This window comes from Streptomyces endophytica, assembly GCF_026153355.1.
GTDB lineage: Bacteria > Actinomycetota > Actinomycetes > Streptomycetales > Streptomycetaceae > Streptomyces > Streptomyces endophytica.
Map to the genome: position 1 here is coordinate 6,633,905 of NZ_CP110636.1, position 21,172 is coordinate 6,655,076.

16 protein-coding genes and 5 pseudogenes are annotated in these 21,172 nt (G+C 75.3%); 10 read left to right on the top strand and 11 right to left on the bottom strand.

Annotation, left to right across the window (positions count from 1 at the left end):
• Positions 1-15 precede the first annotated feature (15 nt).
• A complete protein-coding gene (locus OJ254_RS29595) occupies positions 16-1,053 on the top strand; it encodes a PP2C family protein-serine/threonine phosphatase (protein ID WP_279352073.1) in 1,038 nt (345 codons plus the stop codon).
• Here OJ254_RS29595 and OJ254_RS29600 read toward each other — a convergent pair.
• From OJ254_RS29600 to OJ254_RS29635, 8 genes and pseudogenes are all read right to left on the bottom strand, one after another.
• Positions 1,002-2,237 carry a 4-hydroxybenzoate 3-monooxygenase gene (locus OJ254_RS29600; RefSeq protein ID WP_265364837.1) on the bottom strand — a complete coding sequence of 412 codons (1,236 nt, stop codon included), beginning with the start codon at positions 2,235-2,237 and terminating at the stop codon, positions 1,002-1,004. The genes OJ254_RS29595 and OJ254_RS29600 overlap by 52 nt on opposite strands.
• Positions 2,234-3,070 (bottom strand): 3-oxoadipate enol-lactonase, encoded by an 837-nt coding sequence (pcaD, locus tag OJ254_RS29605; RefSeq protein WP_265364838.1) that lies wholly within the window; start codon positions 3,068-3,070, stop codon positions 2,234-2,236. Before pcaD ends, OJ254_RS29600 begins: the two co-directional genes overlap by 4 nt.
• Positions 3,067-4,545, bottom strand: a complete 1,479-nt coding sequence (locus tag OJ254_RS29610) for a lyase family protein (protein WP_265365367.1) — start codon at positions 4,543-4,545, stop codon at positions 3,067-3,069. Before OJ254_RS29610 ends, pcaD begins: the two co-directional genes overlap by 4 nt.
• A gap of 121 nt (positions 4,546-4,666) precedes the next feature.
• Positions 4,667-5,368, bottom strand: coding sequence for a protocatechuate 3,4-dioxygenase subunit alpha (pcaG, locus tag OJ254_RS29615; RefSeq protein WP_265364839.1), 702 nt, complete (start codon positions 5,366-5,368; stop codon positions 4,667-4,669).
• Positions 5,368-6,230: pseudogene (gene pcaH, locus OJ254_RS29620) on the bottom strand (protocatechuate 3,4-dioxygenase subunit beta). The gene pcaG and the pseudogene pcaH overlap by 1 nt, the downstream one beginning before the upstream one ends.
• A gap of 152 nt (positions 6,231-6,382) precedes the next feature.
• A complete protein-coding gene (locus tag OJ254_RS29625) occupies positions 6,383-7,612 on the bottom strand; it encodes a thiolase family protein (protein ID WP_265365368.1) in 1,230 nt (409 codons plus the stop codon).
• Complete coding sequence (locus OJ254_RS29630) at positions 7,609-8,400, bottom strand: CoA-transferase subunit beta (RefSeq protein ID WP_265365369.1); 792 nt, start codon at positions 8,398-8,400, stop codon at positions 7,609-7,611. The genes OJ254_RS29625 and OJ254_RS29630 overlap by 4 nt, the downstream gene beginning before the upstream one ends.
• 262 nt (positions 8,401-8,662) lie before the next feature.
• Positions 8,663-9,448: pseudogene (locus OJ254_RS29635) on the bottom strand (CoA transferase subunit A); the annotation flags it as partial.
• Positions 9,449-9,632: 184 nt separating this feature from the next.
• Between OJ254_RS29635 and OJ254_RS29640 the strand changes: the two are divergent.
• Together OJ254_RS29640 and OJ254_RS29645 are read left to right on the top strand one after the other, a co-directional pair.
• Positions 9,633-11,329 (top strand): annotated as a pseudogene (locus tag OJ254_RS29640) (IclR family transcriptional regulator domain-containing protein).
• On the top strand, positions 11,326-11,751 hold the full coding sequence (locus OJ254_RS29645) for a hypothetical protein (RefSeq protein WP_265364840.1): 426 nt from the start codon (positions 11,326-11,328) through the stop codon (positions 11,749-11,751). The pseudogene OJ254_RS29640 and the gene OJ254_RS29645 overlap by 4 nt, the downstream one beginning before the upstream one ends.
• Positions 11,752-11,821: 70 nt before the next feature.
• Here OJ254_RS29645 and OJ254_RS29650 read toward each other — a convergent pair whose 3' ends face one another.
• Complete coding sequence (locus OJ254_RS29650; RefSeq protein ID WP_265364841.1) at positions 11,822-13,168, bottom strand: MFS transporter; 1,347 nt, start codon at positions 13,166-13,168, stop codon at positions 11,822-11,824.
• A gap of 205 nt (positions 13,169-13,373) precedes the next feature.
• The gene (locus OJ254_RS29655) at positions 13,374-14,465 is read right to left on the bottom strand and encodes a YihY/virulence factor BrkB family protein (protein ID WP_265364842.1); all 1,092 of its coding nucleotides are present in this window, start codon (positions 14,463-14,465) and stop codon (positions 13,374-13,376) included.
• 17 nt (positions 14,466-14,482) lie between these two features.
• Here OJ254_RS29655 and OJ254_RS29660 point away from each other — a divergent pair, with 17 nt between their 5' ends.
• Positions 14,483-16,126: an acyl-CoA dehydrogenase family protein gene (locus tag OJ254_RS29660; RefSeq protein WP_265364843.1), complete on the top strand. Its 1,644-nt coding sequence runs from the start codon at positions 14,483-14,485 to the stop codon at positions 16,124-16,126.
• Positions 16,127-16,594: 468 nt separating this feature from the next.
• Here the strand turns inward: OJ254_RS29660 and OJ254_RS29665 are convergent, their stop codons facing one another.
• Positions 16,595-17,023 carry a hypothetical protein gene (locus OJ254_RS29665; RefSeq protein ID WP_265364844.1) on the bottom strand — a complete coding sequence of 143 codons (429 nt, stop codon included), beginning with the start codon at positions 17,021-17,023 and terminating at the stop codon, positions 16,595-16,597.
• A gap of 335 nt (positions 17,024-17,358) precedes the next feature.
• Here OJ254_RS29665 and OJ254_RS29670 point away from each other — a divergent pair, with 335 nt between their 5' ends.
• The 6 genes and pseudogenes from OJ254_RS29670 (at position 17,359) to OJ254_RS31830 (ending at position 21,091) form a co-directional block, all read left to right on the top strand.
• Positions 17,359-17,496 (top strand): hypothetical protein, encoded by a 138-nt coding sequence (locus OJ254_RS29670; RefSeq protein ID WP_265364845.1) that lies wholly within the window; start codon positions 17,359-17,361, stop codon positions 17,494-17,496.
• On the top strand, positions 17,493-18,656 hold the full coding sequence (locus tag OJ254_RS29675) for a helix-turn-helix domain-containing protein (RefSeq protein ID WP_265364846.1): 1,164 nt from the start codon (positions 17,493-17,495) through the stop codon (positions 18,654-18,656). Before OJ254_RS29670 ends, OJ254_RS29675 begins: the two co-directional genes overlap by 4 nt.
• Positions 18,657-18,869: 213 nt before the next feature.
• Positions 18,870-19,279, top strand: a pseudogene (locus tag OJ254_RS29680) (LLM class flavin-dependent oxidoreductase); the annotation flags it as partial.
• Positions 19,280-19,594: 315 nt separating this feature from the next.
• Positions 19,595-20,155, top strand: coding sequence for a class F sortase (locus OJ254_RS29685; protein WP_265365370.1), 561 nt, complete (start codon positions 19,595-19,597; stop codon positions 20,153-20,155).
• 155 nt (positions 20,156-20,310) lie between these two features.
• Positions 20,311-20,915 (top strand): annotated as a pseudogene (locus tag OJ254_RS29690) (GNAT family N-acetyltransferase).
• A 92-nt stretch (positions 20,916-21,007) separates the two neighbouring features.
• Positions 21,008-21,091, top strand: coding sequence for a putative leader peptide (locus OJ254_RS31830; protein WP_350257049.1), 84 nt, complete (start codon positions 21,008-21,010; stop codon positions 21,089-21,091).
• The last annotated feature ends 81 nt before the right edge of the window (positions 21,092-21,172 follow it).

Genomic DNA, 21,172 nt, shown 5'->3' on the forward strand with positions numbered 1-21,172 from the left:
CTCCCCTACACGGTCATGGCCGTGGTCTCCGCCGTCGACCTGACCGCGGGGCCCGGTGTGGGCTTCCTGCCGCTGGTGTCCCTGGGGCCCGCGTTCGCCGGGCTGGTCGGCGGCTGGCGGCGGACCGCGCTGGCCGGACTGACCGCGGCCGTCCTCTGCCTCGGGCTGGGCGTCTACAACGGACTGTTCGAGAGCCGGCGGGGGCTGACCGCGCTGCTGTCGGTGGCCGGGGTGACCGCGGCCGGGGTGGTCGCCGCCCTGATGCGGCAACGCCGGGAGGCCGAACTGGCCAGCGTCCGCTCGATCGCCGAGGTGGCCCAGCGGGTGCTCCTCCGCCCGGTGCCGCGCAGCGCCGGACCGCTGCGGATCGCGGTCTCCTACACGTCGGCGGTGGCCGAGGCCCGGATCGGCGGGGACCTGTACGAGGTGGTGACCTCGCCGGCCGGTGTCCGGATCATCGTCGGGGACGTGCAGGGCAAGGGGCTGGAGGCCGTGGAGAGCGCGGCGGTGGTGCTCGGCGCGTTCCGCGAGGCGGCGTACGACGAGCCCGATCTGCCGGCCGTCGGCGAGCGGGTCGAACGGGCCCTGAACCGCCATCTGTCCGGCGAACGCTTCGTCACGGCCGTGCTCGCCGAGATCGGTGACGGTCCGCACGCCACCCTGCTCAACTACGGCCATCCGGCGCCGCTGGTCGTCCGCCCCGCCGGCACGGTCGGGTTCGCCGCCCCGCCGGAACGCTCCCTGCCGCTCGGCCTGACCTGGCACGTCGCCGACACCCCGCTGCCCTACGAGGTGCCGTTCACCCCCGGCGACCAACTGCTCTTCTACACCGACGGGGTCAGCGAGGCGCGGGACGCGGCCGGCTGGTTCTACCCGCTCGACGACCGGGCGGCGCTGCTCAAGGACGCCGATCCGGAGGCCGCCCTGCGCGCGGTGCGCGAGGACCTGGTCGACCACGCCGAGGGCCCGCTGCACGACGACGCGGCGATGCTGCTGGTCCGCTACCGCGAGGAGCACTCCGCCGGGACCGCGGGGAGCGGCAGTCCGGTGTAGTTCTCGGCGAGTTCGGCCGCGGCGTGCGGGCCGGTGGCGATCCGGTCGAGCTGGGCGAGCTGCAGCCGGGTGTCGAACGGCGACTGGTCCGGTGCGGTGTGCAGGGTCGTCGTCATGAAGGCCGAGAAGTGCTCGGCGCGCCAGACCCGGCGCAGGCAGGTGGCCGAGTAGGCGTCCAGCAGGTCCGTCGAGCCGGTCGTGTGCAGATGTGTCAGGGCCCGCGCGAGGACGGTGACGTCGGCCGCGGCGAGGTTGAGGCCCTTGGCTCCGGTGGGCGGCACGATGTGCGCCGCGTCGCCCGCCAGCAGCACCCGGCCGTACCGCATCGGTTCGGTGACGGAACTGCGCATCGGCAGCACCGACTTGGCGGTGATCGGCCCGCGCGCCAGTTTCCAGGGGGCGGCGCCGGTGGCCGGGTCGACGGCCGCGCGGGTCTCCAGTTCGTCCCAGATCCGGTCGTCGGGCCAGTCCGCCGGGTCGGTGCCGTTGGGCACCTGGAGGTAGAGCCGGCTGACGGTCGGGCTGCGCATGCTGAACAGGGCGAAGCCGCGCGGGGAGTGGGCGTAGATCAGCTCGTCCGCGGAGGGCGGGACGTCGGCGAGCACGCCGAGCCAGGAGTACGGGTAGCCGCGCTCGTAGGTGCGGCGTTCGCCCTCCGGTACCGCCCGGCGCACCACGCCGTGGAAGCCGTCGCAGCCCACGACGTAGTCGCAGTCGAGGGTGTGTACGCGGCCTTGGTACCGGTAGTGGACGGCGGGGCGGTCCCCGTCCGCGCCCTCGACGGAAAGCGCCTCCGCGCCGAACAACAGCGGTGCGCCGTCGGCGAGTTGCAGGGAGATGAGGTCCTTGACGACCTCCGTCTGGGCGTAGACCGTCACCCGGCGGCCGTCGGTCAGCGCCGGGAAGTCGACGCGGTGGGACCGCCCGGCGAAGCGCAGCTCGATGCCGTCGTGGACCAGGCCCTCGCGGTCCAGCCGGGCCCCGGCTCCGCAGCCGCGCAGCACGTCGACGGTGCCCTGTTCGAGGATGCCGGCGCGCTGCCGCCGCTCCACGTAACCGCGGTCGCGGCTCTCCAGGACGGCGCAGTCGATGCCGGACCGGTGCAGCAGACGGGCCAGCAGCAGTCCGGCGGGGCCGCCGCCGATGATGCCGACGGTGGTGCGGCGGACGGGCGGTGGTGTCACGGCGCGGTTCCTTCCGAGGGGTGCGGGGCGGGGACGCGGAGGGCCTCCGGGGCGTCCGGCGGTGCGGCGAGGTGGCCGAGGAGGGCGGCCTGGACGGCGGCCGGGCGTTCGACGTTGGCGAGGTGCGCGGCACCGGGCAGTTCGAGGAGGCCGGCGCCGGGGATGCCGTCGACGAGCTCACGGGCGTGCGGGGGCGGGGTGACCGGATCGGTGCGGCCGGCGACGACGAGGGTGGGGGCGGTGATGCGGGCGAGGTCACCGCGCAGGTCGTAGCCGGCGAGGGCGTCGCAGCAGGCTGCGTAGCCGGCCGGGGCGATGCGCCGCCGCAGGGTGCCGAGCAGTGCGGTGGCCTCCGGGGAGGCGGCGAAGCCCGGCGTGAACCAGCGGCCGGCGGCGGTGTCGGCGACCGGACCGAGCCCCGACTCCCGTACCAGGGCGGCCCGTTCGTGCCATGCCTCCGGGGCGCCGAACCGGGCGGAGGAGCAGATCAGCACGAGCGAGGCGATCCGCTCGGGGTGGTGGGCGGCGAGCCAGGCGCCGACCGCGCCGCCGAGCGAGATCCCGGCGTACGAGAACCGGCCGATGCCGAGGCCGTCGGCGAGCGCGAGGACCCCGCGGGCGAGGGCCGGGACGGTGGTGGTGGCGACGGAGGGGCTGCCGCCGTGGCCCGGAAGGTCCCAGCGCACCACGCGGAACTCCCGTTTCAGCGCGGCGAGTTGAGGATCCCAGACGGAGAGTTCGGTGCCGAGGGAGGGGCCCAGGACGAGCGGTGGGGCGCCGTCCGGACCGTCGAGGGTGTGGTGCGGCGGCGGGCCGGCGGGCGGGCGGGTCATGCGGGCTCCTGCGGGGTGTGCACGGTACGTTCCAGCGCCCGGTCCACGAGGGCACCGGCGGAGCCCACGTAGGCGGACGGGTCGAGCAGTGGGGCGAGGTCTTCCGGAAGCCGCCCTTCGCCCAGGGTGTCGCGCAGCGCCGTGGCCAGCGGGACGCCCTGCTCGGCGGTGCGGCGGGCCGCGGTGTCCAGGAGGCGGCGGGCCTCGGCCCGGCCGGTCCGGGCGGTGAGGGCCGCGACCAGGCGTTCGGTGACGACCAGACCGCCGGTGGCGTCGAGGTTGCGCCGCATGCGGTCCGGATGGACCCGGAGGTCACCGGCCAGTTCCGCGGCGTCCCGGGCGGCGCCGCCCACCAGCCGCAGGGCGTCCCGCAGCGGCTGCCATTCGGCGTGCCAGGCGCCGGCCGGACGCTCGTCCTCCGCGGCCAGCGCGCCGTACAGCACCGCGGCGAGCGCCGGGACCTGGCGGGCAGCGGCCGCGATCAGCGTGGCGCGCACCGGATTGGCCTTGTGCGGCATGGCGGACGAGCCGCCGCCGCTGCCCTCCGACAGTTCGCCGATCTCGGTGCGGGAGAGGGTCAGGACATCGGCGGCGAGCTTGCCGAGGGCGCCCACGGTGAAGGCGAGCGCCCCGGCGAGATCGGCGACCGGGGTGCGCAGGGTGTGCCAGGGCAGGGCGGGTTCGGCGAGCCCGGTCTCGGCGGCGTAGACGGCGAGCAGCCGGGTGCCGGGGTCGGGGCCCGCGGCGGCCGGTGCGGCCCCGGTCGCGGGCACGGTTGCGGGCACGGTCGCGGGCGCGGTTGCGGGCGCGGGCGCGGTTGCGGGCGCGGTCTCAGTTGGGGTCTCGGTCGCGGTCTCCGTCTCGGCGTACGCGTGGAAGGCGGCCAAGGTGCCGGCCGCGCCGCCCAGTTGGACGGGCAGCGCGGCGCGGACGGCCGTGAGCCGGGCGTGGGCGTCGAGCACCAGGCTGCGCCAGCCCGCCGCCTTGAGGCCGAAGGTGGTCGGCACCGCGTGCTGGGTGAGGGTCCGGCCGGCCATCGGGGTGTCCCGGTGCGCGGCGGCGGTCCGGCGCAGCGCCTCGGCGGTCCGGGCCAGGTCCGCCAGTACGGGCTCCAGCGCCCGGGTGCAGACCAGCATGGTGGCGGTGTCGAGGATGTCCTGGCTGGTGGCGCCGCGGTGGACGTACCCGGCGGCCGCGGGGGCACGGGCGGCGACCGCGGCGGTCAGATCGGCGACAAGCGGGACGACGGGGTTGCCCGCGGCCCGGGCCCGCCGGGCGAGCGTGCCGGGGTCGTGGCGGCCGGGCTCGGCGGCCACGGCGGTGACCACGGCGGCCGCCTCCTCCGGGGCGAGTCCGGCGGCGGCCTGGGCACGGGTCAGCGCGGCCTCGGCGTCGAGCAGGGCGCGCAGATAGGCGCCGTCCCCGGTCGCGTCGGCCACGGCGGAACCGGCCCGGGACGGCGCGAGCAGTCCCACATCGGCGTCGCCGTACGGGGGTGGGGCGGTGCGGCGCCGGGGTCGGGGCGGGGCGGGGTCGGAACGGCGGTGGTCGCGACCCCGGCCGTCGGTGCGGGGGCGGTCATCGGAGCGGAAGCGGTCATCGGAACGCAAGGAAGACCGTCTCCTCGTGGGTGCCGTCGGCGGTCTGCTGTAGCTGGACGTCGAAGCGGTAGCGGTCCGGGCCGTCCGGGTGGGCGAGCAGGGTGCGGGCCCGGTCGTCGGGGAGCCGGGACAGCAGCGGGTCGGCGGCGTGGGCCTCGGCGTGCTCGGGGAAGTAGACGCGGGTGAAGAGGTGGTGCAGCAGCCCGCGGGCGAAGACGCAGACGGCGAGGTAGGGCGCGGCGCCGGGGTGGCCGGCCGGCGCGGTGGCGGGCAGGGTGTGCAGGACGTAGCGGCCGTCGGCGTCGGTCGGGACCCGGCCGAACCCCGTGAAGTCCAGGCCGTGGCGGCCGATGACGGCGCCGGTGACCGGGTCGCGGCGCAGCGAGCCGGGCGCCCCGGTGAGGCTGCCGTCCGGGCCCGCCTGCCAGAACTCCAGCAGGGCGTCCGGCACCGGGGCGCCGTCCCCGTCCCGTACCCGGCCGTGGAGGACGATCGTGCCGGGCCGGCCGGCCGGTGCGATCTGCTCGCCGCCGCGGAACGGGAGGGCGTAGCCGTAGAACGGCCCGATGGTCTGTGCGGGCGTGGGGGGCAGCGGCGCGGCGGGGGTGCCGGCCGGGTCGGGGGCGGCGGCCGGGTCGGGCCCGGGGGCCGCGGTCGGGCGGTCGGTGCCGGCCGGGTCTGTGGTGGCGCGGGGCATCAGTGGCCCTCCTCGGTCCAGGTGGCGGACGGGCCGTCCAGGACGATGTCCCAGCGGTAGCCCAACGTCCTTTCGGGGCGGGAGAGTTCGTGGTCGTAGGTGGCGACCAGGCGGGCGCGGGCTGCCGGGTCGGTGACCGACTGGAGGATCGGGTCGTAGGGGAAGAGCGGGTCGCCGGGGAAGTACATCTGGGTGATCAGCCGCTGGGTGAAGGCCGTACCGAAGAGCGAGAAGTGGATGTGGGCCGGGCGCCAGGCGTTGTCGTGATTGCGCCAGGGGTAGGCGCCGGGCCTGATGGTGGTGAAGGTGTAGCGGCCCTGGTCGTCGGTCAGACAGCGGCCCACGCCGGTGAAGTTCGGGTCGAGCGGGGCGGGGTGCTGGTCGCGCTGGTGGGCGTACCGGCCGGAGGCGTTGGCCTGCCAGATCTCGACGAGCTGACCGCGCACCGGGCGGCCGGTGCGGTCGAGGACGCGTCCGGTGACGGTGATCCGCTCGCCGAGCGGCTCGCCCGGATGCTGCCGGGTGAGGTCGGCGTCCAGGTCGGTGACGTCCGTGACGCCGAACGCGGGGCCGGTCAGCTCGACGGCCTCCGGGTCGGCCAGGTGGTCGATCTCGACCGGCGGCCGCCGGGGGTGGCGGGGGTGCTGCTGCGGTACGGGGTGTAGTCCCGCGCGGGGTGCGCGGGGACGGGGGCGCCGGCGGCACGGTCCCGTTCGGCGGCGGCGGACCGTGCGGCGATCTCACGGCTGATGTCGGCCTGGGTGGGCAGGGGCGGTGCGGGCGCGACGAGCGGCCGGGGACCGGGAAGCGGTGCGCCGGGTACGAACGCCTGCGGTGCGGGGGTGAACGGCGTCAGGGTCATGGTGCTTTCTCCGTGCGGGTGGTCGGGGCGGTGCGGTGGTCGGGGCGGTGCGGAGGCTTCAGGTGGTTCGGTCACCGGGCCACGGGCCGCCCGACGGCACGTCCGTGGAGCGGCGCCCCTGCAGGATGCGGCTCCCGGCGCCGGGCGGGTAACTACCTTTCGAGCACCATCGCCAGGCCCTGCCCGACGCCGATGCACAGCGTCGCGAGGCCCGTTCCGGAGCCGGCGGCCGCCAGTTGGTGGGCGACCGCGCCGACGAGCCGGGCCCCGGAGGCGCCGAGCGGGTGGCCGAGAGCGATCGCACCGCCGCGCGGATTGACGATGCCGGGGTCGAGCTCGGGCCAGCGGGCCAGACAGCCGAGCGCCTGGGCGGCGAACGCCTCGTTGAGCTCGACGGTGTGCAGGGCGTCGAAGCCGCGTCCGGCCTTCTCCAGTGCCCGGGTGGCGGCCTCCACCGGGCCGAGCCCGAAGTACTGCGGCTCGATGCCGGTGACCGCGCTGCTGCGGATCCGGGCGAGCGGGGTGCAGCCGGAGGTGCCGAGCCCCCGCTCGTCCATCAGCAGCAGCGCGGCCGCACCGTCGCTGAGCGGTGAGGAGTTGCCGGCCGTGACGGTGCCCGCGCCGGCCGACGGCCCGGTGGCCCCGCGCACCGCTTCGTTCCCCGTACGGAAGGCCGGCCGCAACCTGCCCAGCGCCGCCAACGAGGTGTCCTCACGGATGCCTTCGTCCTCGGCCACCTCCCCGTACGGCACGATCTCCGCGGCGAAGGCGCCGTCCTTCCGGGCCCGGGCCGCCTTCTCGTGACTGGCCAGCGCGAAGGCGTCCTGCCGGTCGCGGGTGATCCGGTCGCGATCGGCGATCAGCTCGGCGCCCTCGCCCAGGGCGACGGTCCACTCGCCGGGCATCCCGGGGTTGGTCAGCCGCCAGCCCAGGGTGGTGGAGTGCAGGGTCTGCGGGCCCGCCGGGAAGGCGCGCTCCGGCTTGGGCAGGACCCAGGGCGCCCGGCTCATCGACTCCACGCCGCCGGCGACGGCGACCGAGGCGTCGCCCAGCGCGACGGCCCGGGCGGCCTGGACGACGGCCTCCATACCGGAGCCGCAGAGGCGGTTGACGGTGACGCCGGGTACGGACACCGGCAGCCCGGCGAGCAGCACCGCCATCCGGGCCACATCGCGGTTCTCCTCGCCCGCGCCGTTGGCGTTGCCGAACCAGACGTCGTCGACCGTGGCCGGATCGAGTCCCGGCGCGCGGTCCACCAGGGCCTTGACGACATGCGCGGCGAGGTCGTCGGGGCGGGCGCCGGACAGCGCGCCGCCGTATTTGCCGAAGGGGGTGCGGACGGCGTCGACGACGTACACGTCCCGGGGCCGGTCGGTGATCATCGGGTGGCGGTGTCCTTCCGTGCGCCGGCCGCCTCGGGCGTACCGGATGCGGGGGTGACCGGGGGCGTGGCGGCCTTCAGGGCGCGCAGGGCGGTGAGTTCGGCGGCGGTGGGCGGGTCGGTGACACCGATCCGGTCGGCCTCCTTGAGGTCCCAGCCGGTGGCCGCCCGTACCTGTTTGACCGTCACTCCCGGGTGCAGCTCGGTCAGGACGAGCTCGGCGGTGCCGGGGTCGGGGCGGAGCACGCCGAGGTCGGTGATGACGGCGGTCGGGCCGGCGCCGGGCAGCCCGAGCGCGGCGCGGTCCCGGGGGCCGCTGCCGTGGCCGAGGGTGGTCACGAAGTCCAGCGCGCCGACGAAGTTGCGGCGGCTGTGCCGCAGGACCATCAGTACCTGCCCGCAGTTGGCGGCGATCTCGGGGGCGCCGCCGGCGCCCGGCAGCCGGCCCTCCGGTTTGCCGGGGCCGCGGTCGACGACGGTGGTGTTGATGTTGGCGAACCGGTCGACCTGCGCGGCGCCGAGGAAGCCGACGTCGATCCGGCCGCCCTGCAGCCAGTAGTTGAACATCTCGGGTACGGACACCACCGCGTCGGCGGTGTCGGCCAGTTCGCCGTCCCCGATGGACAGCGGCAGCCGGGTCGGTTTGGAGCCGATGGTGCCGGACTCGTAGACCAGCACCAGGTCCGGATTGACGGTGCGGCGGGCGAGGTTGGCGGCCGTACTGGGCAGCCCGATCCCGACGAAACAGGTCCGCGCACCGGCCAGCGCCCGGGCCGCGTTGACCTCCATGAGCTCGTCGGGGGTGCAGGGCGGGGTCGGGGCGGGCGCGGGGTGGAGGTGGGGGACGGCGCGGGCGCCGAGGCGTGGGCGGGCGGGGGTGCGGCGTCGGACGCGGGTGGCGCCTCGGGCGCGGGTGGGGCGTCGAGCGCAGGTGGCGCCTCGGGCGCGGGTCGGGCGTCGAGCGCAGGTGGCCCCTCGGGCGCGGGTGGGGCGTCCGGCACGGTGGTGGGGAGGGTCGCCGCAGGAGAGCTGCCGGCGCCGCCCCTGATCCCTCCAGCCACCGCCCGAACGCCGCCCGGTCCCGCGAAGTCCCGTCCCAGCGGCGGTAGAAGGCGTTGTCGCGGACCGAGTACCCGGCCGCGTACGAGGGGTGGGCGCCGCCGGGGACGACCGCGACGGCATCGACGACCCAGGTGGGCAGGACGACACCGCCCGGGCGCGGCTCCAGGGTGTCGACGAGTTCCTCGACGGTCACCAGGACGCGCCGGGCGGCCAGCGCCGCCTCCTTCTGCACGCCGGTCAGGCCCCACAGCTGGACGTTGCCGGCCCGGTCGGCCTGCTGGGCGTGGATGACCGTGACGTCCGGGTTGAGGGCGGCGACGGCGGCGAGTTCCTCGCCGGTGAACGGGCAGGTGACGGTGGCGACCGTGGGCGTGCGGGAGGGGATGTCGCTGCCGCGGTAGCCGCGCAGCACGGCGAACGGGAGCCCGGCCGCACCCGCGGCGTAACGGTTGGCCATGCCGGCGTGGCTGTGCTCGTCGGTCTCCAGCGGGCCGGGCCAGCCGTTCTCGACCGCGTCCCGGAAGCGGTGCAGTGAGCCGACGCCCGGGTTGCCGCCCCAGGAGAAGACCAGCTTGGCGGCCACGCCCGCGCCGATCAGCTGGTCGTAGACCACGTCGGGGGTCATCCGGGCGAGGGTGAGGCCGGTGCGGCCCTGGCGGATGATCTCGTGCGCCGCGGCGAACGGGATGAGGTGGGTGAACCCCTCCAGCGCCACGGTGTCCCCGTCGTGGATCAGCTCCGCGACGGCCTCGTGCAACGAACGGATGTCGGCCATATCGGCCCTGTCCTCCAGCCTCTGTCGAAGATCCGGGCGCTAGGGATGCGAAGGATGAACACGCCGGTTGTTCGCCCAGTGAACTTAAGTTCATAATGGACGCTCTGAGTCTGGACCCCGCCCCGGCCCTGTCAACGGTCCGCCGGGTACGGTTCGCACGAGATCACCGCACGAGGGAGAGGCCATGACCCACCCCGCCCCCGCCGCACCGTCCTCCCCGGCCGCCCCGCCGGAAGCGGTGGGTCCGCTGATCCGCTGCCTGACCGTGCTGCGGGAGCTGTCGGCCGGCGGCGGCCGTCAGGCGGTGGGCGATCTGGTACGGGTCACCGGCCTGGCCCGCTCCACCGTCGACCGGGTGCTGAGCACCCTCGCCCGGCTCGGCTACGTACGCGTCGACGGCCGCGACGCGGTGCTCGCACCGCGGTTGCTGGAGCTGGGCAACGCCTATCTCGCCGCGTCCGGACTCCCGGACCGGCTGGGCCCGCTCGCCGACCGGCTGGCCGACGAGCTCGACGAGTCGGTCTCGCTCGCCGTCCCGGACGGCGACGGCGTGCGCTTCGTCCACCAGGCCACCCGCCGCCGCGCGATGTCCCTCGCCTTCCGCATCGGCGACCTGCTGCCCGCCGAACGCGGCGCGCCCGGGGCGCTGTTCGCGGACGCGTGGGACGCGGCGGACCGGGAACGCTGGCGCCGCCGCCGCGCGGCCGACCCGACGGACGCGGGCTTCCCGGCCGTCCCCCCGCGCACCGGCGACGAGGTGGATCCGGACGAGTCCTCAACTGCCGTATTCGAGCGGCGCGTTGCTGCCGCTCGCGCGGCCGGCTGGTCCCTGGACGACCAGCTCATCGAACCGGGCCTGGTCGCCGTCGCGATGCCCGTACGGGACCCCTCCGGCCGCGTCGTCTGCGCGGTCAGCGTCGTCAGCCACACCAGCCGGCTGTCCGCCGCCGAGCTGCCCGGTGCGGTGCTCCCCCGGCTGCGCGACACGGTGACGGCCATGGAACTCGCCCTGACCGCCCCACCGGAGGCCCCGACGGGCGCCGCGCCCCCCACGGGAGGGTCCCACGCCTCCTGGATGCGGGCCTCCAAGCAGGAACTGGGCCCCGAGTTCGTCGAGTCGATGGCCCGCGGCCTGATCACCCTCACCGCCTTCGGCGCCGACCGCGCGGCACTCCCGCTCACCGCCGTCGCGGAGGCCACCGGCCTGGCCCGGGCCACCGCCCGGCGGGCCCTGATCACCCTGGAGCACCTCGGCTACCTCACCTCCGACGGCAAGCTCTTCCGGCTCACGCCGAAGGTGCTGGAGCTGGGCTTCGCGCACCTCTCGGGCCTGACCCTGCCGGCCATCGCCCAGCCCCATCTGGCCGCGCTGGTCGAGCGGGTGCACGACTCCGCCTCGATGGCGATCCTCGCCGGCGACGACATCCAGTACGTCGCCCGGGTCCCCACCGTGCGCATCATGAGCGTCAACATCACCCTGGGCACCCGTTTCCCCGCGTACGCGACGTCCATGGGCCGGGCCCTGCTGGCCGGTCTGGCGCCGGCCGAGGTGTCCGCCCGGCTGTCCTCACCGACCTCCGCCCGTTCACCCGGCACACCGTCACCGACGAGGAAGCACTCCTGGACCTCGTCCAACAGGTCCGTGCCGACGGATACGCCCTGGTCGACGAGGAACTGGAGGAGGGCCTGCGCTCGCTCGCGGTGCCGGTGCGCGACCGCGCCGGCGAGGTCGTCGCCGCCGTCAACGTCTCCACCCACGCGGGCCGCGCCACCCCCGCCGGAACCCGCGACGCGATCCTCCCGGCCCTGCGCGAGACGGCCACCGCCATCGAGGCGGATCTCGCGGTGGCCGGCCGGTACGTACGGATCCCGGTCCTGTGACGGCGCTTTCCGTCCCGCCACCGGAACCGGACTGGGAGGCGGCCCCCGTCTACCAGGGCGGAAAGCACAACCCGGCCTTCCAGACGAGCGCCTGGGAGTACGCGGCCGCGAACTTCCGGCTGGTGGCCGGGCTGCGGGTCCCCCTGGAGGCGCTCGCCGCCCGGCTCCGCCTGACCCTCGAATCCAGCTGGGACGACCTGGGCGAGATGGCGGTCGCCGTGTTCCGCGTCCGGACCACCGACTTCGCGTTCACCCGGCACGACGGACAGGAGGTCGTCCTGGTGTGGCTCGCCCACGCGACACCCGGGGAGGACGCCGCCCTGGAGCTGCTGCTGACCGCATGCGGCCTCGACCGCCGCGCCCTGAGCTTCCTCGGCAACCCGGCGACCGGCCTCACGCACATCGAGGAGCGGCCCGGCTGACCCGGCTACCGGCGATGCGACGGCCAACGGCACCCGGCGACCGGCAGCGCGCCGTGCGGGGCACCTCCCGCTACTCCGCCCCCGCCTGCGCCTCCGCCTGCGCCCCCACCGGAGCCGGAGCCGGCGCTCCGCCGCCGAGCCGGCGGGCCACCGGCACCAGGCCGATCGCGACGGCACCCACCAGGCCCGCCAACGCGAAGGTGATGAAGCCCAGTTGGGCGTTGCCGCCGGCGGCGAGGACGCCGCCCAGCCAGGGGCCGACCACGGCGCCGGTGCGGCCGATGCCGGTGACCCAGCCCAGGCCGGTGGCGCGGTCGGCGGGCGGGTAGACGCGGTCGGCGGCCGCGTAGACCATCACCTGGGCGCTGAAGAGCCAGATGCCGGTGACCGCGACCACGGCGTAGGTGAGGGCGAGCGGCAGATGCGCCCTCAGGAGCAGGGCGCCCGCGGCGGTGAGCAGGAACCAGAGGGCGGAGACCCGCACCGGGCCGCAGCGGTCGGCGGTGCGGCCGGCGATGAACATGCCCACGACGGCACCGACGTTGATGACGAGCAGGAAGCTGACCGAGGAGCTGAGGCCGTACCCGGAGGCGCGCATCATCTGGGGCAGCCAGGTGCCGACGCCGTAGACCAGGAGCAGTCCGCAGAACGAGGCGAGCCAGAGGAGCGGCGTGGCCCAGCGGGCGCCGGGGCGGAAGAGCGCCAGGAGGGCGGACGGCCGGCCGCCGGTCCCGTGCGCCGGGGCGTCGGCGGGGGCGGGGCGGGCCATGCCGTAGCGGTCGGCGACCGCGTCGGCCTCGGCGGTACGGCCCTTGGCGAGCAGCACACCGGGGGATTCCGGCAGCAGGCGCAGCAGCAGCGGAATGGCGATCAGCGCGGGCAGTACCCCGGCCCAGAAGACCGAGCGCCAGCCGAACGCGGGGGCGAGCGTCAGCCCGAGCCCCGTCGCGAACATGCCGCCCACGTGGTACGAGGTCATCAGCAGGCCGGTGGCCAGCGCGGCCCGGCGCGGCGGAGCGAACTCCAGCACCATCGACAGGCAGATGGGCAGCAGGGAGCCGAAGCCGAGGCCGGCCAGGAACCGTCCGGCGCCGAAGGGCGCGGGGGTGCCGGAGAGCGCGCAGACCGCCGAGCCGATGGAGAAGAGGGCGACGCTGACGGCGAGGACCGGGCGGCGGCCGAGGCGGTCGGTGACCGGGCCGATGACGAGGGCGGCGACCAGCATGCCGAGCGTGGTCCAGCTGCCGATGGTGCCGGCCGTGGCGGGGCCGAGGCCGAGCCCGGGGTCATCGAGCATCCGCGGCATGACGGCGCCGTAGACGTTGACGTCCATCCCCTCGAAGAAGACGGCGAGCCAGCACAGCGCCAGGACGGGCGCGACGGAGCGGAAGGTGTGGCGCGGAGCGGTGGGTGGCATGGGCACCTCGTCTTGGGATGCGGCGAGCGGACTGCCGGACCGCCGGAGTGCCGGAGTACCGGACTACTGCCGGAACGGCCGGACTACCGATCCCTCCGGGAAGAGGCCCCGTTCGCCTGGTGAACTTTCGTTCGCTCGTGGGGCAGGATCATCTGCGCCCGTCCGGGGAGGTGTCAATGGTTCGGACGGGCAAGGCCGTTACTCGTCACCCGTTCGCCGGCCCCTTCGGCCCCTTCGGCCCCTGCGGTCCTTCCGAGCCCTCTGGTCCTGCCGAGCCCTCCTGGCCCTCCTGGCCCTCCGGACCCTCCTCGTCCCGCTTCCTCGACTCGGCGGCCCGCTTCTCCGCCACTCGCCGGGCGATCTCCTCGCGCGCCTCGGCGGTGGCCGCCGACGGCCAGACGCGGTCCAGCGAGGCATTCATCGCGGCGCCGACCAGCACCGCGAAGGCCGAGACGCCGATCCACAGCAACACCGCGACCGGCGCCGCCAACGAGCCGTAGATCGTGGGCCCCTCGACCGTCGAGACCAGGTACAGCCGCAGCAGGAAACTGCCCAGCACCCAGATGCCGAGCGCCACCACCGCCCCGGGAATGTCCTCCGGCCAGGGCGACCGGACCGGCACGGAGAGGTGGTAGAGGGTGGTGAGGAAGGCGACCGACAGCAACAGGACGACCGGCCAGTACAGCGCCCGCACGATGTGCTCACTGGCCGGCAGCAGGCTCACCACCGCGTCCGGCCCGGCCACCATCAGCGGCAGCGCGACCGCGCCGACCAACAGCCCGGCGAGGTACAGCGCGAACGACAGCAGCCGCGTCCTGACGATGCCGCGGCGGCCGTCGAGCCCGTACATGATCGTGATGGTGTCGACGAAGACGTTCAGGGCGCGGGAGCCGGACCACAGGGCGATGGCGAAGCCGAGCGAGATGACGTCGGGCCGGCGGCCGGTGAAGACGTCGTTGAGCAGCGGCCGGGCGATCTCGTCCACGCCCTTGTCGGAGAGCACCGTGCCGGCCACGCCGAGGATGTGCTGCCGGACGTTGTCGAGGGTGTCGTGCCCGATCCAGGCCTGGGTGTAGCCGAGCACACCGAGGAGACCGAGGATCAGCGGCGGCAGCGACAGCAGGCACCAGAACGCCGCCTCGGCGGCCAGTCCGGTGACGCGGTACGTCATGCAGGAGTGGACGATGTCCTTGAGCAGCAGCCAGGCCAGCCGGCGCGTGGAGACGTTGCGGTAGAGCACACGGGCCCTGGTCAGACGGCCCGCGTGCCGCTCGGTTGGTTCGTTCTCCGGCTGCACCTCCTTACCGTAGCTGCATGGCAGCCACCACTCACACGGTCACGAACCAGCCCCCGCCGCTGGTCGGATACGACGTGTTCGCGAGCGACCCGGCCCTCACCGAGGGCATCACCCGGCACATCGCCGCCGACCGGCTGGACGAGGTCCGTCAGGAACTGGGCCGGCTGGGCGAAGCCGCCGGCTCCGCGCACGCCCAGCAGTGGGGCGAGCAGGCCAACGCCCATCCCCCGGTGCTGCACACCCACGACCGCTACGGCCACCGGATCGACGAGGTGGAGTTCCACCCGGCCTGGCACCGGCTGCTGGGCCACGCCATCTCCGCCGGGCTGAACGACGCCTGGTCCCGGCCGGACGGCCATCTGCGGCGCACCGCGGGCTTCATCGTGTGGACCCAGGCCGAGGCGGGCCACGGCTGCCCGCTGTCGATGACCCATGCGGCGGTGCCCGCGCTGCGCCACGAGCCGGAGCTGGCCGCCGAATGGGAGCCGCTGCTGACCTCGTGGATCTACGAGCAGGAGCTGGGGCCGGCCGCCGAGAAGGCCGGTGCGCTGGCGGGCATGGCCATGACGGAGAAGCAGGGCGGCAGCGACGTACGGGCCAACACCACACGCGCCGAGCCGCTGTCGGCGCCCGGCGAGTACGCGCTGACCGGGCACAAGTGGTTCTGCTCGGCGCCGATGTCCGACGCGTTCCTGGTGCTGGCCCAGGCGCCGGGAGGACTGACCTGCTTCCTGCTGCCGCGGGTGCTGCCGGACGGCTCCCGCAACTCCTTCCGCATCCAGCGGCTCAAGGACAAGCTCGGCAACCGGTCGAACGCCTCGGCGGAGGTCGAGTTCGACGGGCGGACGTGGGCGCGCCGGGTCGGCGAGGAGGGGCGCGGGGTGGCGACGATCATCGAGATGGTCGCGGCGACCCGGCTGGACTGCGTCAGCGCGTCGGCGGCGGTGATGCGGCAGGCGGTGGCCCAGGCGCTGCACCACACCGCGTACCGCGAGGCGTTCGGCCGCCGGCTGACCGACCAGCCGCTGATGCGCAACGTGCTGGCCGATCTGGCGCTGGAGTCGGAGGCGGCGACCACCCTCGCGCTGCGGCTGGCGGCCGCGTACGACGGCGGCACCGAACAGGACCGGCAGCTGCTGCGGCTGGCGGTCCCGGCGGCGAAGTACTGGGTGACCAAGCGCTGCACGCCGGTGGTGGCCGAGGCGCTGGAGTGCCTGGGCGGCAACGGCTACGTCGAGGAGTCGGGGCTGCCGCGGCTGCTGCGCGAGGCCCCGCTGAACTCGATCTGGGAGGGGTCCGGGAACGTCCAGGCGCTGGACGTCCTGCGCGCCCTGCGCCGCGAACCCGGGGCGCTGGACGCCTACTTGACCGAGATCGGTGCGGCGCGCGGCGCGGACCACCGGCTGGACCGGGCGATCAAGGGGATGCTCACCGAACTCGCCGATCTGGAGGGCATCGAGGCCCGGGCCCGGCGTCTGGTGGAGCGGATGGCGCTGGTGCTCCAGGGCTCGCTGCTGGTACGCCACGCACCGCCCGCGGTCGCGGACGCGTTCTGCGCCTCCCGCCTGGGCGGCGACGCCGGCGCGGCCTTCGGCACGCTGCCGCACACCCTGGACCTGGCAGCGCTGGTGAACCGGTCCCGGCCGGTGCTGGACCCCTGAGGAGGCCGGCCGGCGACGCTGAACCAAAAGCCCCACGGCTGCCCGAAGCCCCGGGCTGCCCGCCCCCGGCTGCTCGAAGCCCCACGGGCCGCCCGCCCCCGGCTGCTCGATGCCCCCGGCTGCCCGAAGTTCCACGGGCTGCCCGAAGCCCACGGGCTGCCCGAGCATCCGGGAATACCCCTCCCTGCCACCTCGTTGTGGCCCCGCAGGGGGCCTTCGCGTCCCCTACGGGATCCGTTCGCCCGCCCCCTAAGGGCAGCTCCCCCCGGGGAGGCCTCCCCACACGGTTGAGGCTCACCGGGCCCGCGGGCCGCTGACGCCGTGCCGGGCCCGCCGGCGAAGGCTCGACGCGGCGGCGGTTCCCCGTCGCTTCGGGCCGTGGCCTCGCGAAGGGACGGGACAGGGGGAAAACCGCCGCCGCGCCGGTCGGGGAGCGGTGCCGCGCCGACTCGGCACCGCTCCCCGGTCTCAGGGCCGCCAGGGCGGCCGGGGCGGGCCTTCCGGGTCGCCGCGCCCGCGCAGCGCCGCGTCGATGACCAGGATGATCTCGTCGTCGGGGAGGTCCGCCCCTACGGTCAGCAGCGCCCCGCGCGCGTCGTAGTAGCGCAGCACGCGGGAGATCTCCTCCGTGGTGCACCCTGCCGGCTCGGGCAGCAGCACCACGAGGTCGGCGAAGGCCAGTACGGGCAGCGGACCGCCCGTACCGGCCACCCGGTCGAGCAGTTGCGGCGGGCTGTCGATCACATAGCCGTCGGTGGGCAGCGGCTGACGCTTTATCAGGACGTCGACCGCGCGCAGCAGGGGGATCGTGTAGTGGCCGGCCAGCCGGGCGGCCCGGGCCCTGCGTACCCCCTCACCCGCTCCGATCACCACGACGCGCGGAGCAGCGGCCACCATGGAGCCCCCTCCCCCGCACCGTACCGACGTCGCGCGGCCGATGGACTTCCCGGCGACAACCGGCGGGTTCTCCGACGGGTGACCGGCGAATCCGCGGTGGCGAGATGCCATCGGCCGCTCGGGACAGAGTCCCGTTTACCCGTCATACGCCACAACGGTTGCAGTGCGTTGCACTCCCCGGCGCCGATGTGGGCAATGGCGCCTCCGGAAAGGGCCGTTGACGGCACGATGGACGCACGGGACGGGGGGCCTCCCGGTCGGGCCGACCGTGAACCCGTGAGCCCGGCATGATCGGGGGGACACCCCCCAGGGGACAGTGCACAACGGAGAGCAGCGTGAGCGACAGCACGATCGACAGTGCCATCTGGTCGGCCCAGGAAATCCGCGCCACCGCCCGCCGGCTCGCCACCGTCCGCGAGGCCGCGCTCGCCGGCGGGGCGCCCGGCGGCCCGGCCGACGCCCCCGTGCGGTGATCGGCGCATCGTGGCGCCGGGCGCTGGACTCCGGTGTCGACCCGGACGCCGAGCCGCCCCAACAGCCGCTGTCCGTGGCGGAGTTGGAGCACCGGCGGCAGAAGTCGCAGCTGGCGGCGGTGCTGCCGGTGCTGAACGAGGGGCTGCTGGCGACCGCGGACGCCGCACAGCAGATCATGGTCGTCACCGACGCCGAGGGCCGGGTCCTGTGGCGGGAGGGCAGCGCGCCGGTACGGCGGATGGCCGACCGGCTCGGCTTCGACAAGGGCGCCGACTGGACGGAGCAGGTCGTCGGCACCAACGCCATCGGCACCGCGCTGGTGGCCCGCCGCCCCGTACTGGTGCACTCCGCCGAGCACTTCATACGCAGCCACCACCAGTGGACCTGTGCCGCGGCGCCGCTGCACGACCCGCGGGACGGACGGCTGCTGGGCACCGTGGACGTCAGCGGACCGGCGCAGTCCTTCCACCCCACCACGCTCTCGCTGGTGTCCGCGGTCGCCCGGCTAGCCGAGGGCGAGCTGCGCAGCCGTCACCACCGGTCCCTGGAACGGCTGCGGTCGAGCGCGGCGCCGGTGCTGGCGCGGCTCGGCGGGCAGGCGCTGGTGGTCGATCCGAACGGCTGGGTGGTGGGCGTGACGGGGCTGACGCCGCCGGACCGGGTGGCGCTGCCGAAGGCGCCCGAGGCCGGGCCGCTGTGGTTACCGCGCTACGGCATGTGCGCCCTGGAGCCGTTGCCGGGCGGCTGGCTGATCCGGGTCGGGCGGGCGGAGCGGGAGACGATGCCTAGCCGGGTGGTCCTGGACGTCAGCCGGCGGGACGGCTCGACGGTCACGGTCAGCGGGCCGGCCGGCAGCTGGTCGCACGAGCTGTCCCCGCGCCACGCCGAGTTGCTCTTCGTGCTGGCCGCGCAACCGCAGGGGCGTACCGCGGCCGAACTCGCCCAGGACCTCTTCGGGGACGCCGGCCGGACGGTGACGGTGCGCGCCGAGCTGTCCCGGCTGCGCCGCCACCTGGGGAGCGTGCTGGCGCACCGGCCGTACCGCTTCGCCGACGGGGTGGAGGTGGAGCTGCGGCTCCCGGCGCGGCCCGGGCGGCTGCTGCCGCACTCGCTGGCGCCGGCGGTGGCGGCGGCCCGGCGGGGACGGCACATGTCCTGAGCCGGTGGCACGGCACGGCGCTCCGGACGGGGGGAAGCCGGTGACGCAGCACAGCGCCCCGGACGGGGGGAAGCCGGTGACGCAGCACAGCGCCCCGGACGGGGGGAAGCCGGTCGCGCAGCACAGCGCCCCGGACGGGGGGAAGCCGGTCGCGCGGCACGGCGCCCCGGACGGGGGAGGCAGCCGCCGGTCGGAATGCGGAAGGGCGGGTTCGCCGTAGCGGCAGCGCGAACCCGCGCCGGAATACTGCAGACCGAGGTGCTACTCGCCCCGCTGCACCGCACGGCGCTGCTCGCCAAGCAGGCCGCCACGCTCGATCTGCTCTCCGGGTCCCGCTTCACGCTCGGTATCGGTCTGGGCGGCCGGGACGACGACTACCAGGCCGCCGGTGTCGACCTCCGCAGCCGCGGCCGGCGGCTCGACGGGCAGCTGGCGACCCTGCGGCGGCTCTGGGCCGGGGAGCCGCTCTCCGCGGACGTCGGCCCGGTCGGGCCCGCGCCGGCCCGGCCCGGCGGGCCCGAGGTGCTCTTCGACGGGTTCGTGCCGGCCGTGATGGAGGGGCCGCGCTGCCCCCGCAGCACATGGACGGTCTGTTCCGGAACGTGGAGGCGTCCTGGTCGCGGACCAGGTCGAGCGCCTGGCCGACGCGGTGTTCGGCCCGGCGTGACCGCGGCCGGCCCGGGAACCGGCGCGGCCGGCGCGGGGCCGGGACCCGTCGCGACCGGGCCGGGGCCGGCACCCGTTCGGCCGTCCGGTGTCGCCGCCGGGGTGGGCACCGCCTAGCGTGCCGACCGGGCCATGAAGGTGGTGGCCGCGGCGTGCGGGAGGTGAGCGATGAGCCCGACGGATCCGCCGGAGGCGGCCCGGGGGAAGCCGCCGCGGTCGTGCGCCGGCCGCGGTGGGGGGCGCTCGCGCTGGCCGGTCTGGTGGGGTTCGGGATGCTGCGGCAGGGGCTGTCGGACGATCCGGACGGGCCGCCGCAGCCGGGGACCGCCACCTCCGTGGTGCCCGGTGGCGCGGGCGGCCCCGCGGCCGCGCCTCTGCCCCGGTCGGCCCCGGCCGAGGTCGACATCCCGTCGCTCGCGGTGTCCGCGCCGGTGCTGCCGCTGGGCCTGGACAAGGACGGCTGGATCGAGGCCCCGCCGGACGGGAACCCCAATCTGGCGGGCTGGTACGCGGACGCGCCCTCCCCGGGTGAGCGGGGCACCGCCGTCCTCGTCGGGCACGTCGACAGCCACAGCGGTCCCGCGGTCTTCTACGGGCTGGGCCGCCTCGCGAAGGGCAGCACGATCCGCGTGATCCGTGCGGACGGGCGGACCGCGGTCTTCGAGGTCTACGGCGTCCAGGTCTTCGACCAGCGCGACTTCCCCGCCCGTAAGGTCTACGGCAGCACCGGACGCCCCGAGCTGCGCGTGCTGACCTGCGGCGGTCCGTACGCGGCGGGGTCCGGGTACACGGGCAATGTGGTGGTTTTCGCCAGGCTGACCGGGAGCGCGTGAGGACGCAGGGGACGCGCGGCCCGGTGGGCGACCGCGAAGGTCGGACGGGCCGGGAATGCCCCACGATGCGAACCTCCGTCTCACGATCCGGGACACGGGACACCCCTCCTGCTCGGCCCCGCCTCGCGCCCACCCCGGTGTGATGTATTGGCCGCATGAGCATCTCGGTCACCACCTGGTATCTCGAACAGACCTCACGCGCCGACCTGTCCCCGGGCAGGAACCGCCGGCCGGGCAGGGCGTCCGGATCGCCCGGGCCGAGGTGCCTTCGCCGGAATTCAGCCGCTTCCTCTATACGGCGGTGGGCGGGGACGTCACCTGGACCGACCGGCTGCCGTGGTCGCACGCGCGGTGGGCGGAGCACCTCGGGCGGCCGGGGGTCGAGACCTGGGTGGCGTACGAGCGCGGGACGCCCGCGGGATTCATCGAGCTCGCCGCGGGACCGGACGGCTCCGTCGAGATCGTCTACTTCGGCCTGATACCGGCCTTCCGGGGCCGCCGGATCGGTGGCCATCTGCTGACGTACGGCATCGAGCGGGCCTGGGACCTGGCCGAACGGTGGCCGGAGTGCCCGTCGACGCGGCGGGTCTGGGTGCACACCTGCAGCCTGGACGGTGAGCACGCGATGGCCAACTACGAGCGCCGCGGCTTCCGGGTCTACGAGACCACGGTGACCGAGGAGCCCGATGCGCCGGCGCCGGGCCCCTGGCCGGGCGCCGGGCCGCTCGCGCCCCTGCCGCAGCCGACCGCCGGAAAGTGACCGACCTCACTCTGTCTCATTAAGCGGGACAGGGATGTCCGAATCCTGGATAGCGGTGGACTGGCCGGAGAGCGGCGTGCCACGCTTCCGTCATGTCCAGAGCTGGAATTGCCTTGGTGAGTCGGCGGCACGTCGACCTCGGCCGCATGTCCAGCGCCATTTGTCGGGCGGGCTGAGGCTGTTTTCAGCCGGGGCCCACGGCCCTGGACAGCACCCGGCACCACCGATCACCCGCCGTCCCCATCGTCGCGGACGCG

Bases quoted from the DNA above. Each gene is read 5' to 3' on its own strand.
- OJ254_RS29625 (WP_265365368.1), bottom strand. From the start codon at position 7,612: ATGATCACCGACCGGCCCCGGGACGTGTACGTCGTCGACGCCGTCCGC.
- OJ254_RS29650 (WP_265364841.1), bottom strand. From the start codon at position 13,168: ATGCCACCCACCGCTCCGCGCCACACCTTCCGCTCCGTCGCGCCCGTC.
- OJ254_RS29630 (WP_265365369.1), bottom strand. From the start codon at position 8,400: ATGGAGGTCAACGCGGCCCGGGCGCTGGCCGGTGCGCGGACCTGTTTC.
- OJ254_RS29685 (WP_265365370.1), top strand. From the start codon at position 19,595: ATGCTGCGGCAGGGGCTGTCGGACGATCCGGACGGGCCGCCGCAGCCG.
- OJ254_RS29660 (WP_265364843.1), top strand. From the start codon at position 14,483: ATGGCAGCCACCACTCACACGGTCACGAACCAGCCCCCGCCGCTGGTC.
- pcaG (WP_265364839.1), bottom strand. From the start codon at position 5,368: ATGCCCCGCGCCACCACAGACCCGGCCGGCACCGACCGCCCGACCGCG.
- OJ254_RS29595 (WP_279352073.1), top strand. From the start codon at position 16: ATGGCCGTGGTCTCCGCCGTCGACCTGACCGCGGGGCCCGGTGTGGGC.
- OJ254_RS31830 (WP_350257049.1), top strand. From the start codon at position 21,008: ATGTCCAGAGCTGGAATTGCCTTGGTGAGTCGGCGGCACGTCGACCTC.
- pcaD (WP_265364838.1), bottom strand. From the start codon at position 3,070: ATGACCCGCCCGCCCGCCGGCCCGCCGCCGCACCACACCCTCGACGGT.
- OJ254_RS29665 (WP_265364844.1), bottom strand. From the start codon at position 17,023: ATGGTGGCCGCTGCTCCGCGCGTCGTGGTGATCGGAGCGGGTGAGGGG.